The organism is Dehalogenimonas sp. THU2 (assembly GCF_039749495.1).
Lineage (GTDB): Bacteria > Chloroflexota > Dehalococcoidia > Dehalococcoidales > Dehalococcoidaceae > Dehalogenimonas.
The window spans coordinates 143,354-156,966 of the sequence record NZ_JBDLLU010000003.1; the positions used below are offsets into that span (position 1 = coordinate 143,354).

10 protein-coding genes, 1 tRNA gene and 1 riboswitch are annotated in these 13,613 nt (G+C 56.9%); of the genes, 3 read left to right on the plus strand and 8 right to left on the minus strand.

Annotation, left to right across the window (positions count from 1 at the left end):
- Positions 1-20: 20 nt before the first annotated feature.
- Positions 21-1,031 carry a molybdopterin-dependent oxidoreductase gene (locus tag ABFB09_RS02630; protein ID WP_346999669.1) on the minus strand — a complete coding sequence of 337 codons (1,011 nt, stop codon included), beginning with the start codon at positions 1,029-1,031 and terminating at the stop codon, positions 21-23.
- Between the two features lie 143 nt (positions 1,032-1,174).
- Positions 1,175-1,311: riboswitch (molybdenum cofactor riboswitch) on the minus strand.
- Between the two features lie 180 nt (positions 1,312-1,491).
- Here ABFB09_RS02630 and ABFB09_RS02635 point away from each other — a divergent pair.
- On the plus strand, positions 1,492-2,331 hold the full coding sequence (locus ABFB09_RS02635) for a porin PorA family protein (RefSeq protein ID WP_346999671.1): 840 nt from the start codon (positions 1,492-1,494) through the stop codon (positions 2,329-2,331).
- Positions 2,332-2,482: 151 nt separating this feature from the next.
- Here ABFB09_RS02635 and acpS read toward each other — a convergent pair whose 3' ends face one another.
- The 4 genes from acpS to nuoE all read right to left on the minus strand — a co-directional run bounded on the left by acpS (position 2,483) and on the right by nuoE (position 7,965).
- Complete coding sequence (acpS, locus tag ABFB09_RS02640; protein WP_346999673.1) at positions 2,483-2,842, minus strand: holo-ACP synthase; 360 nt, start codon at positions 2,840-2,842, stop codon at positions 2,483-2,485.
- The gene (gene fdhF, locus ABFB09_RS02645; protein ID WP_346999674.1) at positions 2,839-5,514 is read right to left on the minus strand and encodes a formate dehydrogenase subunit alpha; all 2,676 of its coding nucleotides are present in this window, start codon (positions 5,512-5,514) and stop codon (positions 2,839-2,841) included. Before fdhF ends, acpS begins: the two co-directional genes overlap by 4 nt.
- A 94-nt stretch (positions 5,515-5,608) precedes the next feature.
- Positions 5,609-7,477, minus strand: coding sequence for an NADH-quinone oxidoreductase subunit NuoF (locus ABFB09_RS02650; protein ID WP_346999675.1), 1,869 nt, complete (start codon positions 7,475-7,477; stop codon positions 5,609-5,611).
- Positions 7,465-7,965, minus strand: a complete 501-nt coding sequence (nuoE, locus tag ABFB09_RS02655) for an NADH-quinone oxidoreductase subunit NuoE (RefSeq protein WP_346999676.1) — start codon at positions 7,963-7,965, stop codon at positions 7,465-7,467. Before nuoE ends, ABFB09_RS02650 begins: the two co-directional genes overlap by 13 nt.
- 157 nt (positions 7,966-8,122) lie before the next feature.
- Between nuoE and ABFB09_RS02660 the strand changes: the two genes are divergently transcribed.
- A tRNA-Met gene (locus ABFB09_RS02660) sits at positions 8,123-8,197 on the plus strand.
- Positions 8,198-8,243: 46 nt separating this feature from the next.
- On the opposite strand, the gene ABFB09_RS02665 is transcribed toward ABFB09_RS02660, so the two are convergent.
- The 3 genes from ABFB09_RS02665 to ABFB09_RS02675 all read right to left on the minus strand — a co-directional run bounded on the left by ABFB09_RS02665 (position 8,244) and on the right by ABFB09_RS02675 (position 11,039).
- Entirely contained in the window at positions 8,244-9,044 is an 801-nt protein-coding gene (locus tag ABFB09_RS02665) for an NAD(P)H-hydrate epimerase (protein WP_346999677.1), read from the minus strand.
- A gap of 15 nt (positions 9,045-9,059) precedes the next feature.
- Positions 9,060-10,193, minus strand: a complete 1,134-nt coding sequence (locus ABFB09_RS02670; protein ID WP_346999678.1) for an alcohol dehydrogenase catalytic domain-containing protein — start codon at positions 10,191-10,193, stop codon at positions 9,060-9,062.
- A gap of 66 nt (positions 10,194-10,259) precedes the next feature.
- Positions 10,260-11,039, minus strand: a complete 780-nt coding sequence (locus ABFB09_RS02675; RefSeq protein ID WP_346999679.1) for an HAD family phosphatase — start codon at positions 11,037-11,039, stop codon at positions 10,260-10,262.
- 443 nt (positions 11,040-11,482) lie between these two features.
- On the opposite strand from ABFB09_RS02675, the gene ABFB09_RS02680 reads away from it, so the two are divergent.
- Positions 11,483-13,294, plus strand: a complete 1,812-nt coding sequence (locus tag ABFB09_RS02680; RefSeq protein ID WP_346999680.1) for an adenosylcobalamin-dependent ribonucleoside-diphosphate reductase — start codon at positions 11,483-11,485, stop codon at positions 13,292-13,294.
- The last annotated feature ends 319 nt before the right edge of the window (positions 13,295-13,613 follow it).

Sequence of the window (13,613 nt, forward strand, 5' to 3'; positions counted from 1 at the left end):
CGCTCTCTCCGGGGTAAACATTATGGGAAGATGATCTTGATCGATACAATCAGACTGACCATCTGGCCTTTGGTTAGGCCTTCGCCGACCAGTCGCAGCGGGAAGAAGGCTTCTGACAACATTTCACCGTTCATCTTGAAAGCGACGATTATCTTGTCATTGCGCTTTACCAGTTCGGAGGAGATGGTCCGGGAGAAACCGTCGGATGCGGTAACCTGGATCTGGTATCCGGCATTCGCCAGGTCGTCGTTGAAGGCGATATCGCGCTGGTGCTTCTGGCCGTCGTCGACCCAGCCCAGCAGGCGCCACAGGGGGATACCCTGCCAGACGTTGCCATCCGGGTCGGTCCATTCCGCGCCGTGGCAGCCGGGGGTAGCGCCGGATTCGAAAGTGGCGTAATCCATCTCTTCGGTGATGCCACCTTCCAACATGAGGGTCCAGGTGGCGGCCGCCTCGATAATCTCGATCTTGGTGACCCATTTGACCCACCAGTGGCCTTCGGTGACGGTGGTATCATTAGCTAGGATGACCATGCGAAGGGGGCCGTCGGAATCCGGGATTTCATTGCCTGACTGTTCGTAAGCGATGATGGGGATCAGGGGCGGGGGATTGGAAAGTTCATTACCGCTGGCCACGTCGAAGGCGGTGAAGTAGCCTTCCGTGATCTGACGGTGGGACAGCGTCATGGTGTAGCCGTCCTTGGCTTCCACGCGTACGGCGTTAGCTTCGGTGATGCCACCGATCTGGCTGAGCAGGTCGGCGATGGATACGCCCTTGAATCCCTGGGGAGCGATGATGCGGCCGGTGGAGTTCATAAGGCCAGCCTGTCCATCTTTGGCGCTTAGTGCCTTGAGCTGGTTGAAGGTCAATTCCTTGGTCTGGGTGCCGTTGACCAGTGTCAGGACCAACGGGGAGTCATCGACGGTCGGAGTTGCTTCCTTCGGAGTGCAACCGCCCGCGATAGCCATGAGCAGAGCCAGTGTGGTGGCAACGATGATAAGGGGCTTGAGTTTCCTGAGCCAGGTACGCATAGAACCTCCTGAGAATCTTCTACTGCGCGCCTTGACGGAGGTAACTCTTCGTTAAATGGAGAAGGGATAGCTATGCAGCCATACCAATGAAATGAAAAAAAGAGACACTTATAGAATCAAGCGTCTCTTCAGGTGCAATACCAAACTTTCACTGGCTCTCCTCTTTCCAAATACGGGAGGCACCGGTGTTTCCACCTGTACCCTCGGAGCTTTGCAGCTCACCGGTTCCGCAACCATGACATTTGTTTTAGGTCGTCGGAACTCGAAGAGTTACCGCCATTTCGGCGGAGTTGAAGGGGATTATAACAGCGCGTTTCTTAGATGTCAAAAGGCTTTGGTGTCAATAACTGATTGGTAGTTCATTCAATCTATTGACAATGGTACATTTTGCTCCTATGATGGTCATCAATAAAAATACTTGAACAGGTATTCAACCTGCGAGAGAATGAAAGGGGTCCAAATGCGGCGCGTACTGACGTCACTCGGAATCGTCCTCATCGCCTTTGCCCTGGTCTGGTTGTATTTCATCTTCCCCGGCATGGCCAAACTTCCGGAGGATTACACAGCGGAATACCGTTTTGAAGGCACGGTGCAGGTGTTCAATCCGTCGACCGGTTCTCTGGTGCCTATCAATACCAAGATGGAGCGGACCCTGGATGCGACGGGTGTTAACGATGCCGGCGCGCTTATTATTCAGCAGGTCATTAAATTCACTGAAGCGACCTCAGGTGCCCCGTTATCAGCGATCAACCCGGCTCTGGCCGCGCTAGATTCGACTGAAACGTACGCCGTGGACCGTTCGACCCGAGAGAACGTAACGGGCGGCGATAAGTCACGCAGCGGCCAGTTCACCTTCCCGGCCGACGTCCAACAGGAGACCTACCAGGTCTGGTCGGCGACAACAGGAAGTGCATTACCGGCGACCTTTGTTCGTGAAGAGACGATTCAGGGCGTCAAAGTATATACCTTCAACATCGACAGTAAAGGTAACGCCTACCCCGCCGCCGCCAACGGAGCGCCCCAGACGGTGGACGTGTTCACCATCATATCGGTTGAACCTATCAGCGGCACACCGGTCTTTACCACCAGCAAGACTACCATCAATATGCAGGTAGCTCCGACTACCTCGATCCCGGTGTTGATCAACGAAATCACTTTTACCGATGACACTGTCGAAGACGCGGCGGAAGAAGGTGCGGCCAACCGCAACCTGATCCTTGTGGCGAGCGTTTATGCGTTCTGGGGTGCTATCGGGTTAGGTTTGGTACTGCTTGTGATCGGGGTCACCAGGAAAAGCTAAGTCCCAGAACACTTTGGAATAGAATACGAAAGGGAGGCTCGAAGGAGCCTCCCTTTTTTAATGGAAGTTAGTTACACCCTCACCTTTAATTCCTCTCCCCCTTCGACAGGCTCAGGGCAGGCCTCAAGGGAGAGGAAGATGGGAAAGTACGCTAACCCAGCGCCGACACCACTGCCACGGCATAGTCCCGGCTGTGAGACAGGCTGACGGCGAGGCTGGTGATGCCAAGTTCTGAGGCAATCGATTTTGCCCGCCCGTAAAGCCTGATCTCCGGGCGTTGGCCTGGTTCAGCGATCACTTCGATATCACGGTAAATCAATTCCTTGCAACCCAGCGCCTTGACCACCGCTTCCTTGGCGGCGAAACGGGCGGCCAGGGACGGTAATTTGCTGCGGTAGAGTGACACTTCGGCATCGGTGAAAACCCGGGCCAGAAAGTTCTCGCCCCAGCGGGATATGGCGGTTTCGATGCGCGATATTTCGATAATATCCACGCCAAGGTACTGGTTCATACGGGCGCCTCGCAGGGGGCTTTTTCCAGCCTGATGGCAGCTACTTTCAGCTCCGGTATCCGGGCTACCGGGTCAAAAGCCGGGCTGGTCAGGATATTGGTGGCTGTTTCCGGGAAATGGAAGGTCATGAAGACTACTCCCGGTGCCAGCCGCCCGCTGACCCGGGCCACGGCAGTTACCGAGCCGCGGCGGGAAGTGACCGTGACATTCTCACCGTCAGCGATACCCAGACGGTCAGCGTCGCTCGATGCGATTTCTAGTGTCTCCTGCGATTGCAGCACCTTGAGTCCCCCGACCCGGCGCGTCATGGTGCCGGTGTGGAAGTGATACGGGCTGCGGCCGGTGGTCAGGATGAAGGGATACTCATCGTCAGGCTGCTCGGCCGAGGGGCGGTATTCAAGAGCCTTGAACGCGCCTTTACCGCGGCTGAATCGTTCGACGTGAAGTATCGGCGTGCCGGGGTGGGTTGGGGTGGGGCAGGGCCATTGAAGACCGCCGGTTTCCAGCCGCTCCCAGGTTATGCCGCCGTAGCTGGGGGTGAGCGATCGCATCTCATCGAATATTCGATCGGGACCGGTGTAATCGAACCCCTTGCCGCCCAACCGCTTACCCAGTTCGTTGGTTATCCACCAGTCGGGCCGGGAGTCGCCGATAGGGGCGACGGCGCGGCGGACCCGCTGCACCCGGCGTTCCGTATTGGTGAAAGTGCCGTCTTTTTCCGCAAAACTCACCGAAGCCAGGATGACATGGGCTATTTCCGATGTCTCGGTGCGGAAGATGTCCTGGACTACCAGCAGTTCAAGCTTGGAGAGGGCTTTTCTGACCCGGTTGATGTCCGGATCCGAGAGCATAATGTTCTCACCGACCAGGTAGAGGGCTTTGATCTTTCCTTTTTCGATGGCTTTCAGTATCTCCGGAACGGTCAGCCCGCGTTTCTTGGGCAGGGACACGCCCCAGGCCGTTTCGAATTTGGCCCGAACTTCATTATCGGCGACCTTCTGATAGCCGGGAAAAACATCGGGCAACGCTCCCATATCGCAGGCGCCTTGCACGTTGTTCTGGCCGCGGAGCGGGTTCACCCCGGCACCGGGTTTGCCGAGATTGCCGGTTAAAAGCGCCAGGTTGGCGACGGCGCTGACGTTGTCCGTGCCGTGGCTGTGCTGGGTGATGCCCATGGCGTAGAGGATGCTGGCCGGTCGGCTGGCCGCATACAAACGTGCCGCTTCCTTAATTTGGTCTAGCGGCACGCCGGTGATCGTGGCGGCATGGTCGAGGTCGAAGCTATCGAGCGATTCGGCCAGGGCCTCGAAACCCTCGGTCCGTTCGGCAATGAAAGTCTCGTCGTAAAGCTTTTCGTCGAAAATGATCTTGCACATCGCTGAAAGCAGCAGGACATCGGTGCCCGGCGTCTGTTGCAGGAAGATGTCCGCGTAGCGGACCAGGGGTATCTTCACCGGGTTGGCCACGATGAGGCGGGCGCCGTTCTTGATGGCCTGCTTGACCTCGAAACCGATGACCGGGTGGGTCTCCGAGGTGTTGGCGCCGATGGCGAAGAAGCAGGCGGTATCTTTCATGTCACCGATAGAGTTGCTCATGGCGCCGGAACCGAAGGCGGCGGCCAGGCCGGCTACGGTGGGGCTGTGGCACAGCCGGGCGCAATGGTCCACCGAGTTGGTGCCCAGGACGGCGCGGGCGAACTTCTGGATGAGATAATTCTCCTCGTTGGTAGCCTTGGCGGAGGAGATGACCGCCACTTCTTCCGGTTGATAGCGGGACAGCTTGGAGCAGACGTATTCCAGGGCTTCATCCCAGGGGGTTTCGACGAATGCGCCATTGGTTTTGATGAGAGGGGCCGTGAGCCGATCCGGGTGATGGACGAATTCCCGCACACCGTAACGCCCTTTGACACACAGTCTTCCCCTCGACGCAGGGTTCGCCTCATCGCCGTCCACGCCGACGATCCTGCCGCCGCGGAGTTGCAGCTTCAAACCGCAACCGACACCGCAGTAGGGGCAGATGGTAGATACCTCGGAGTCTGATTTGACATAATCCTTGGAGGCGAGGGCGGCTACCGGACAATGGGCGACACATTCGCCGCAACTGCGGCAGTTGGTCTCGATGATCGGCCGGTCGGCGACGGTACCCACCCTGGAATCGTAACCGCGGTCTATGAGTTCGATGGCGTTGTTGCCGGTAACCTCGTCACAGGCGCGGGTGCAGCGGGCGCACAGGATACAATAGTTGCGGTCCAACTTGAAGAAGGGGTTTGAGTCGTCGATGGCCTGGACGCGGTCGCTGTGGGGCAGTTTGCGTTCGGTAAAACCGAGATGAGCCGCCACGCGCTGGAGCTCGCATCGCTGGTTCTTAACGCAGGAGAGGCAATCGAGGGGATGCTCGGCCAGCAGCAGATCGAGCACGGAGCGGCGGGCATCGATTAGAGCTTGCGTCTCGGTACGCACCACCATGCCCTCCGCCGCCGGGGTGGTGCAGGCGGTGGGCAGTCCGCGCATTCGGTCAATCTCCACCACACACATGCGGCAGCCGCCGTAGGGTTTGAGGTCCGGGGCGTAACACAGATTGGGGATATAGACGCCGGCGTCACGAGCGGCTTCCAGCACCGTCTGACCTTCGACCGCGATGATTTCTTTATCGTCTATTCTGAGTTTAATCATGAGAACGACCGCAAATCCCGAAGTTCCAAAAGTTTGGTCATTTGAATTTGGTAATTGGAGCTTGTTTGGTTATTGTTTCTTGTATCTTGATTATTCATGTTATCGTGACCGCATCAAGTTTACAGACATCGCGGCAGACGCCGCAGCGGTTGCACAGGCCTTCATCCAGGAGGACCGGCTGGCGCTTGGCGACGAAGGTGATCGCCCGGGCGGGGCAGGCTTTGACGCACAGCCGGCAGCCGTTACATTTATCGTTGACGATGGAATAGGTGATCAGGGACTTGCAGACGCCGGCGGGGCAGCGCTTCTCGATGATGTGGGCCTCATACTCGTCACGGAAGTATTTCAGCGTCGTCAGTACCGGGTTGGGTGAGGTGCCGCCCAGGGCGCACAGGGAAGCCGCCTTGATCTGTTTGGCCAGTTCCTCCAGCAGGGGGATATCTTCCGGCCGGCCGTCGCCTTTGGTGATCCGTTCCAGGATGCTGAGCATCTGGCGGGTGCCCAGCCGGCAGGGCACGCACTTGCCGCAGGACTCAGCCTGGACGAAGGAAAGGAAATAACGGGCCACGTCCACCATGCAGTTGCCCTGATCCATGGCGATCATGCCGCCGCTGCCCATGATGGCGCCGGATTTTACCAGCGACTCGTAATCGAGTCCGATATCGGACATGGCGGCCGGCAGGCAGCCGCCGGAAGGCCCGCCCACCTGCACCGCCTTGAGTTTTCTCCCTTTGGGGATGCCGCCGCCGATACCGAAAATGACATCCTGAAGCGGTGTGCCCATGGGTACCTCGATGAGCCCCATGTGATTGATATTGCCGGCCAGGGCGAAAACGCACGTGCCCTTGCTTTTATCGGTGCCGATGCCGGCGTATTCATCCACGTTGCCGGCCAGGATATATGACGCCATGGCCAGCGTCTTAACGTTGTTCATGTTGGTAGGTTTGCCCCACAGGCCGGAGATGGCGGGGAAGGGGGGGCGGGAGCGGGGCATGCCGCGCTTGCCCTCGATGCTGGCCATGAGCGCCGTTTCCTCGCCGCAGACGAAGGCGCCGGCGCCCTCTTTGATATGAATGTCGAAGTCGAAGCCCGAACCCATGATGTTGAGGCCTAAAAAGCCGTGCTCCCGCGCCTGCTCGACGGCGTGTTTAACCGTGGAAACGGCCAGGGGATATTCGGCGCGGACATAGATATAACCGTGGGCGGCGCCGATAGCGTAAGCGGTGATGATCAGTCCCTCGATGACCGAGTGGGGATCGCCTTCCAGGATCGACCGGTCCATAAAGGCGCCGGGGTCTCCCTCGTCGGCGTTGCAGATGACGTATTTGGGAGTTCCTTTGGCGTCATGGCAGAATTGCCATTTCTGACCGGTGGGAAATCCCGCCCCGCCCCGCCCCCGCAGCCCCGATCTCATCACCTCGTCGATGACCTGCTGGGGAGTGAGAGCGGTCAGTGCCCGGTGCAATCCGGCGTAACCGCCGCGGGCGATGTAGTGACTGATGCGCAGCGGATTGATGTGGCCGCAGTTCCTGAGGGCAATGCGGCGCTGACCCTTGAGCATGGGCATCTCATCGAAAGCCGGGATACCGTCTATGCTGCCCTCGCCGATGGTGCATAAAGCCAGATCCGGGCGGGGATCGCCCTTAATAATGAAGTCCTCGATGATCTTCCCGGCCTTTTCCGGTGTCATGAAGCCGTAGCTCACGCGGGGCATGCCGGGCAGGGCGATATCCATGGTCGGCTCGGCGTAGCACATGCCGAAGCAGCCTACCTGGGTGATGGTGGCCTTGATACCGAGCCGGTCAAGCGTGGCGGTTATGGCGTCCAACACGCTCATGGCGCCGGAAACCTTGCCGCAGGTGGCGGTGCCGATGAGGATGTGGGGGGTGGGGCTCTCTATGAGCGTCTGCCAGTGGGCTTTGGCTTCCGCCTGGAGAGTCGGGAAATCGATCACTGGCGGCATGAGCAACCCGTTCCGGTTTTCTTTCGGCGGGTGATGGCGTCGAGGATGTTGCCCGTGGAAGTTTTGCCGTGGATCTCTTCGTTCAGGAGCACTACCGGCGCCAGGGCGCAGGCGCCGATGCAGGCCACGGTGTCCAGGCTATATTCCAGATCCGCCGTCGTCTCCCCCGGTTTGATCTCCAGTTGCCGTTCCAGTTCAGACAGGATGCGCTCGCCGCCTCCGACATGGCAGGCGGTGCCGCGGCAGACCTTGATGACGTTGCGGCCGGAGGGCTTGAACCTGAACTGGGTGTAAAAAGAAGCCACGCTGTAAACGGTGCTCTCGGCCAGCCCCAGCCGCTCCGCCGCGGCGGCCATGGCTTCCGGCGGGAGATAACCCAGGCGCTCCTGAAGCTGCTGCAGCATGGGGATCAGGTTTGCCTGGTCACGGCTGAAACCACATAACAGCGCCTGGAGTTCTTCTTTGGAGGTTAAATTTTCAGGAATCACTTGCACCGCCCGGGTCGTTGTAACAATACGCAGGAAGTCAAAATCGGAGAGATTTAATTATAGACCATCCACCTCGGCGCAGCAATGAATCACTCTGTCGATACGTTCGGTGGTTGACATCGAGGGGGTAAAAGTGGGATACTTAGAAATTGTCTGACGCGGGGTGGAGCAGTGGCAGCTCGTCGGGCTCATAACCCGAAGGTCATAGGTTCGAATCCTATCCCCGCTACCAATACCGATCGAATCAAGTCCGTCTGAAAAGGCGGGCTTTTTTTGTTTTACCCGGCTGGGAGTACCCCTGCCGGTGAATCGATCCACCATGCCGGAGTCACCGGGTCGGGAACAATCGAAGACCTAACTCGTAAGATCGATCCCTGCCGGAAAGCAGCCGCCAGATCATCCAGCGCCTCCGGATCGAACGGCTCCTGCCACTTGATCCCCAGTCTATCCCGGAACAGATCCACTGGCAGCCCGATATCTGCGATGTATAGATCCCCGACGTGTATTTGTTGGGCCTTTAGTAAGCCAGTTTTGACAAAAGCCAGGGTCAGCGTGGCCCGGGGCTTGATGTGGGAGTAGCTGTGCCCGGTGTCGGCGTCCATGCCTGAAGGCAGGTCGAGGCAGGTCACGTTGAATCGGGATGACAGGGAATCGAAAACATCCTTATTATCATCACTTGCGCCAGGGTCAAAACCGTAGCCGAAATAGGCGTCGATGCAACACGCTTCGTCATCGTCCGGAGGCAGGCCTTCGATAACAGGCACCCCGAAAGCCCTGGCTCTGGCGAGTTGTTCCGCCGGCAGCGGACGAAGACTGCCGGCGCCCCGGGGTAGATAGATTTTAACGTCGATCCCCCACCCCGCCAGCCTCCTGGCGGCGACGATGCCCCCTCCCCCGTTGTTACCCGGGCCGGCGACCACCGAAAAAGCCCCGCTCTCCCGCGACAGGCTCAGCGCCAGGCGGGCCAGGTTCAGGCCGGCGTGTTCCATCATGAGTTGAACGCCGGTACGGTATTCCCCGACCATCAGCCGGTCGGCGGCGGCCATCTGTTCTCTGGAGATCGCTGGTAGCAGTCTCATTTATCTGTACCAGCTCTAGCCGGATACCCGGATCACGGTCTTGATGTGAGCCGGATCGTTTCCCGTAAATGCTTTCTCGAAATCCGCCAGGTCGAAACGATTGGTGATGATGCGGCGGGCGAGATCCGGATACTGCCGGTTGATCTCCGGCATAGACGCTACGGCGGCTAAGAAATGATTGCGGTTGGAATTGACACTGCCTACCAGCACTTGGTTGTACCGGACCATCTGGCCGAAGCTTTGGGCGGCATCGATATTGATCTTGAAATCCTTGCGCGGGATGCCGGTCATCACGTAGATGCTGCTCCTGGACATGTACATGATAAGCTCACCGGCGATAGGTGAAGCGCCGGAGGCTTCAAAAACAATGTCCAGACGCTGACCGGCCAGGATGTCTTGTGACATGACCTCTTGGGCGCTCATGCCTTTGACATTCAGATAGTGAGCGTCCATATATTTAACCAGTTCCGCCTTCGGGTGATCGGGGGGAACGATATCGATAGCGATAACCGTCGCCCCGGCGAGCCGGCAGAGCGCGGTGGCCAGGAGACCCAGCGGTCCCACCCCGATAACCAGGACGATCTTGCACCCGCCCCACATCGGAGAGTCGAAACTGTGCTCGGGATGGGAACAACTCCAGGGCATGCGGCTCTGGATCAACCTGATCTGCTGGATACCCTTTTCCACGATCGAAATCGGTTCGGTCAGCACCGCCATATCAGAAAATTCCGGCGGTATTTTGACCACATACTGTTCTTTCTCGACGACCTTTTCCGTCAGGTATCCGTCCAGCTTGTGAATCCCGTGTTCGGTGAACAGTCCGGTCATGCACATGTCGCTCTGGTTTTCCCGGCAGGGGTGACATATGCCGCAGCCATGACGGACGGCGGCGGACACCAGATCACCCTCTTTAACGCGGGTAACCGCCGAGCCGACAGCCTCGACGATACCGGTCATCTCGTGTCCCAGGACCATGGAATTCTTCTGGGCGTCGAAATCGGCGCCGGTTTTTACCGTGTTGTAATCGGTGCCGTCCAAGCCGACCTCTTTAACCCGGATGAGGATGTCATCCGGCTCCTCGATCACCGGTTCAGGCAGTTCCAGCGCCTGTAAGCCTTCCCGGCCGCGAATCATACCGACAGCAAACATCGTGTGCCTCCCTTTTAAATATAATCGATTACAGGTTACGACAATGATCGTTCGGGTCGTATAAGGTCACCTTACGGTCTCTGTCCGATCAGCTTCCGACGTCTCCCTGGCATTGATCGCGCGGATGCAACTGCGCACCACCGCGGCAACCTTATCCGGTTTATGGACGATCCAGGCTTCCTTGATGATCTCGTTGAGGTGGATACTGGCATTGGTGAAGGGGGTGGCGATGGCAACGACGTACATCCCGGCTTTTTGAGCGGCGGTGATGCCGTTGACTGAATCTTCCAGGACGATGCACTCGTTCGGCTGCACGCCGAGCCTTTTTGCGGCGGTCAGGTATATCTCAGGGTCCGGTTTCCCTTTGGAGATGTCCTCCGCCGTCAAAATGACATCGAGCAGTGGGCCGATTCCCAGGGATTCGACCACGTGATCGACATCTTTGCGTTTGGAGAGCGTGGCCAGGGCGGTCCGGCACCCCAACGCCCGGGCCTCCGATAGAATCTTGATATTGTAAGACCATTGATTGTCCCGGATAACCTGGGGATCGGCGACCATCCGGTCATATATCTTGTATCTTATGGCGGTCAGGACTTCCCAGGGTTCGGTGGCCTCGTATTCCGGCATCAAAGCCCGCAACTCCGCCTCAAGACCGAGTTTGTCCATCACATGCCGGGAAGTGATTTCGCGCGAGGAACCCACGACCTCCCGGTAGGCCTCCCCAGCCCGGGCATCCGGTTCCGGAAGTCTCCGGATCTGTTGCACCGCAAGGGCGTAGGCTTTCGCCTTCAGTTTTTCAGTCTGGACCAGCACTCCGTCCAGGTCGAAGATCATGCCCCTTATCACGGCGAGCCTCCGGTTAAGTAATCAGCAGTATATTTCAGTATAAGGCCGGAGTGATGTGAAAACAATAAGTTACCGGCCTATGTCGTCCCCACCAATTCGGGAAACTCATCGGGAAACTCATGCGTCAATACGGCGACAATATTCCGGGAAAAATGATAACATTGATTTACTAAAGAGGTTTCAGGGTATAACCAGGGATTCAGGAACACCTGGTCCGGAGAATAAACCACCCTGATCGAGGAATCATTAAAGGGTTATGAAATCCTAATTATATTTAAGCATAATGGCGTATTGACTTCTTTTTTACTTTAAGAGATATTTAGGTAGCGAATAATAACATCGGAATCTTGGAGCGTGGCGCTCTTGAGGTTTGATTTTTTGAAAACAAAACACGAGTTATACCCGACAATTTTTACTAAGGGATACTTCTCCGGGAGGTACTCATGATCACTGACTTGGGAAAGATCCCGGGAGCGATCAGCGACGTGGATTCAAATATGCCCCCTCTTTCGCCCAATTCACTCAGGGTTCTGGAAAAGCGTTACTTAAAACGTAACCGTGCCGGTGAGATTATCGAGACACCGGAAGAAATGTTCCGGCGCGTTGCTGGGGCTGTCGCTTCGGCGGAATCTCTTTATAACGCCGGCGCCGACAATTCCGCGGTAGCCGAGGAATTCTACAAGATGATGGTCCGTCTGGAATTCCTGCCTAATTCACCCACTCTTTTCAATGCTGGCACTGAAGCCGGGCAGTTATCATCCTGTTTCGTGCTACCGATCCCGGATTCGGTGGAAGAGACATTTGAAGCCGTCAAACAAACCGCGCTCATACAAAAAAGCGGTGGCGGCATCGGTATCAATGTCTCACGCATCCGCCCAAGGGGAGCCGCGGTCGGCGAGCATCTCAACACCGCAGGTGGACCTGTAGCGTTAATTCACGTTTTCGCCGGGGCGGCGGATTATATTCGCCAAGGTGGGGTTCGTCGGGGTTGTAATTCGGTGATTATGTCGGTTGACCACCCTGACATTATGGAGTTCATCAAGGCTAAGAACGACCCGGAAGTATTGACCAATTTTTACAACTCCATCCTGATTACCGACGACTTCATGGATCGCGTCAGGTCCGGCGCCGACTATCCGCTTATCGACCCGAACAGCGGAAAGACCACCGGCCGGCTCTCCGCCAGGGGGGTCTTCGAGCGAATCATAGATCAAGCGTGGCATACCGGAGATCCCGGTTTAGTGTTCGCCGACCGGATCAACCGGGATAATCCCACCCCCCTCCTCGGCCGGCTGGAGACTATCACCGGATGTGGTGAGCAAGCGTTATTGCCGCATGAATCATGCAATCTGGGTTCCATAAATCTGGTCAGGATGCTCAAGGATGAGGGTAACGGATTAGAAGTCGATTTCGATCAACTTGCCAGGATCGTGCCGCTGGCGATAAGGTTCCTCGACAATGTGATCGATGTCAACAAGTTCCCCGTACCTGCCATTGAAGCCGCCACAAAACGCACCCGCAAGATCGGCCTGGGGGTCATGGGTTTCGCCGATATGCTGGTCATGCTTGGTATTCCTTACAACTCAACCAGGGCTATTGCCGTGGCTGAGGAGATCATGGAGTTCATTGGCAATCACGCTCGGGAAGCTTCTCACAGGTTAGGCCTGGAGCGCGGCTCGTATCCCGCATGGCAGGGAAGCACCCATCAAACAAAGGGCATTTCCATGCGAAACGCTTCCTGCACGACTATCGCCCCTACCGGTACCTTATCGATTATCGCCGGGGTTTCATCCGGTATCGAACCCAACTTCGCCGCGGTTTTCGTCAGGAACATTCTCGACGGCGAGAACCTGCTTGAGATTAACCCTCAGTTTGAACGGATAGGCCGGGAACGCGGGTTCTTCAAACAGGAACTCCTGGAGACACTCGTATCCTGCAACCACCTCCATAACCGCGATGAGGTGCCGGAGGATGTGAGGCGGATTTTCGTGACCGCGCACCAGGTTTCGCCGGAATGGCATGTGAGAATTCAAGCCGCGTTCCAGCGGCACACCGACAACGCCGTCAGCAAAACGGTGAACTTCCCGCACAGCGCAACCAGGGAAGATATCGCCCGGGTGTTCATGAGCGCGTTCGAGCAGGGATTAAAAGGTATCACCGTTTATCGGGATGAAAGCCGTGAGTTACAACCGCTATGCACCAGTCAGACAGGGCTTGAACTTATCGGCAAATTATTCAGAGACCAGACAACCTAAAGGGAGATTGATGAAAGTACTATTAGTTAATCCAGCCAGACTTGCACCTGCGGACAGGAAGTATGTCACTCTGCCGTACGGCCTTCTATATATCGCAGCTGTCCTCGAGAAGGCAGGTCACGATGTCAAAATATACGATTGCAATATCGATTCTCGGCAGCCGTCCGACTTTACCGAGTTAGTAGAATCCCCGTACGTGGTGTAAATTCCTGGAGTTGAAAAAGCAGGCCATTGTGTGGTTTCTTGAAAGCAAATAACAACAAAGACTTTCAGGAGGTAACCACGACAATGGCCAAAGACAGGATGACACTTTTGGAAT

Excerpts from the sequence above, each read along its gene's own strand:
- fdhF (WP_346999674.1), bottom strand. The coding sequence starts at position 5,514 with ATGATTAAACTCAGAATAGACGATAAAGAAATCATCGCGGTCGAAGGT.
- ABFB09_RS02670 (WP_346999678.1), bottom strand. The coding sequence starts at position 10,193 with ATGTTTGCTGTCGGTATGATTCGCGGCCGGGAAGGCTTACAGGCGCTG.
- ABFB09_RS02650 (WP_346999675.1), bottom strand. The coding sequence starts at position 7,477 with ATGCCGCCAGTGATCGATTTCCCGACTCTCCAGGCGGAAGCCAAAGCC.
- ABFB09_RS02680 (WP_346999680.1), top strand. The coding sequence starts at position 11,483 with ATGATCACTGACTTGGGAAAGATCCCGGGAGCGATCAGCGACGTGGAT.
- ABFB09_RS02630 (WP_346999669.1), bottom strand. The coding sequence starts at position 1,031 with ATGCGTACCTGGCTCAGGAAACTCAAGCCCCTTATCATCGTTGCCACC.
- ABFB09_RS02665 (WP_346999677.1), bottom strand. The coding sequence starts at position 9,044 with ATGAGACTGCTACCAGCGATCTCCAGAGAACAGATGGCCGCCGCCGAC.
- acpS (WP_346999673.1), bottom strand. The coding sequence starts at position 2,842 with ATGAACCAGTACCTTGGCGTGGATATTATCGAAATATCGCGCATCGAA.
- ABFB09_RS02635 (WP_346999671.1), top strand. The coding sequence starts at position 1,492 with ATGCGGCGCGTACTGACGTCACTCGGAATCGTCCTCATCGCCTTTGCC.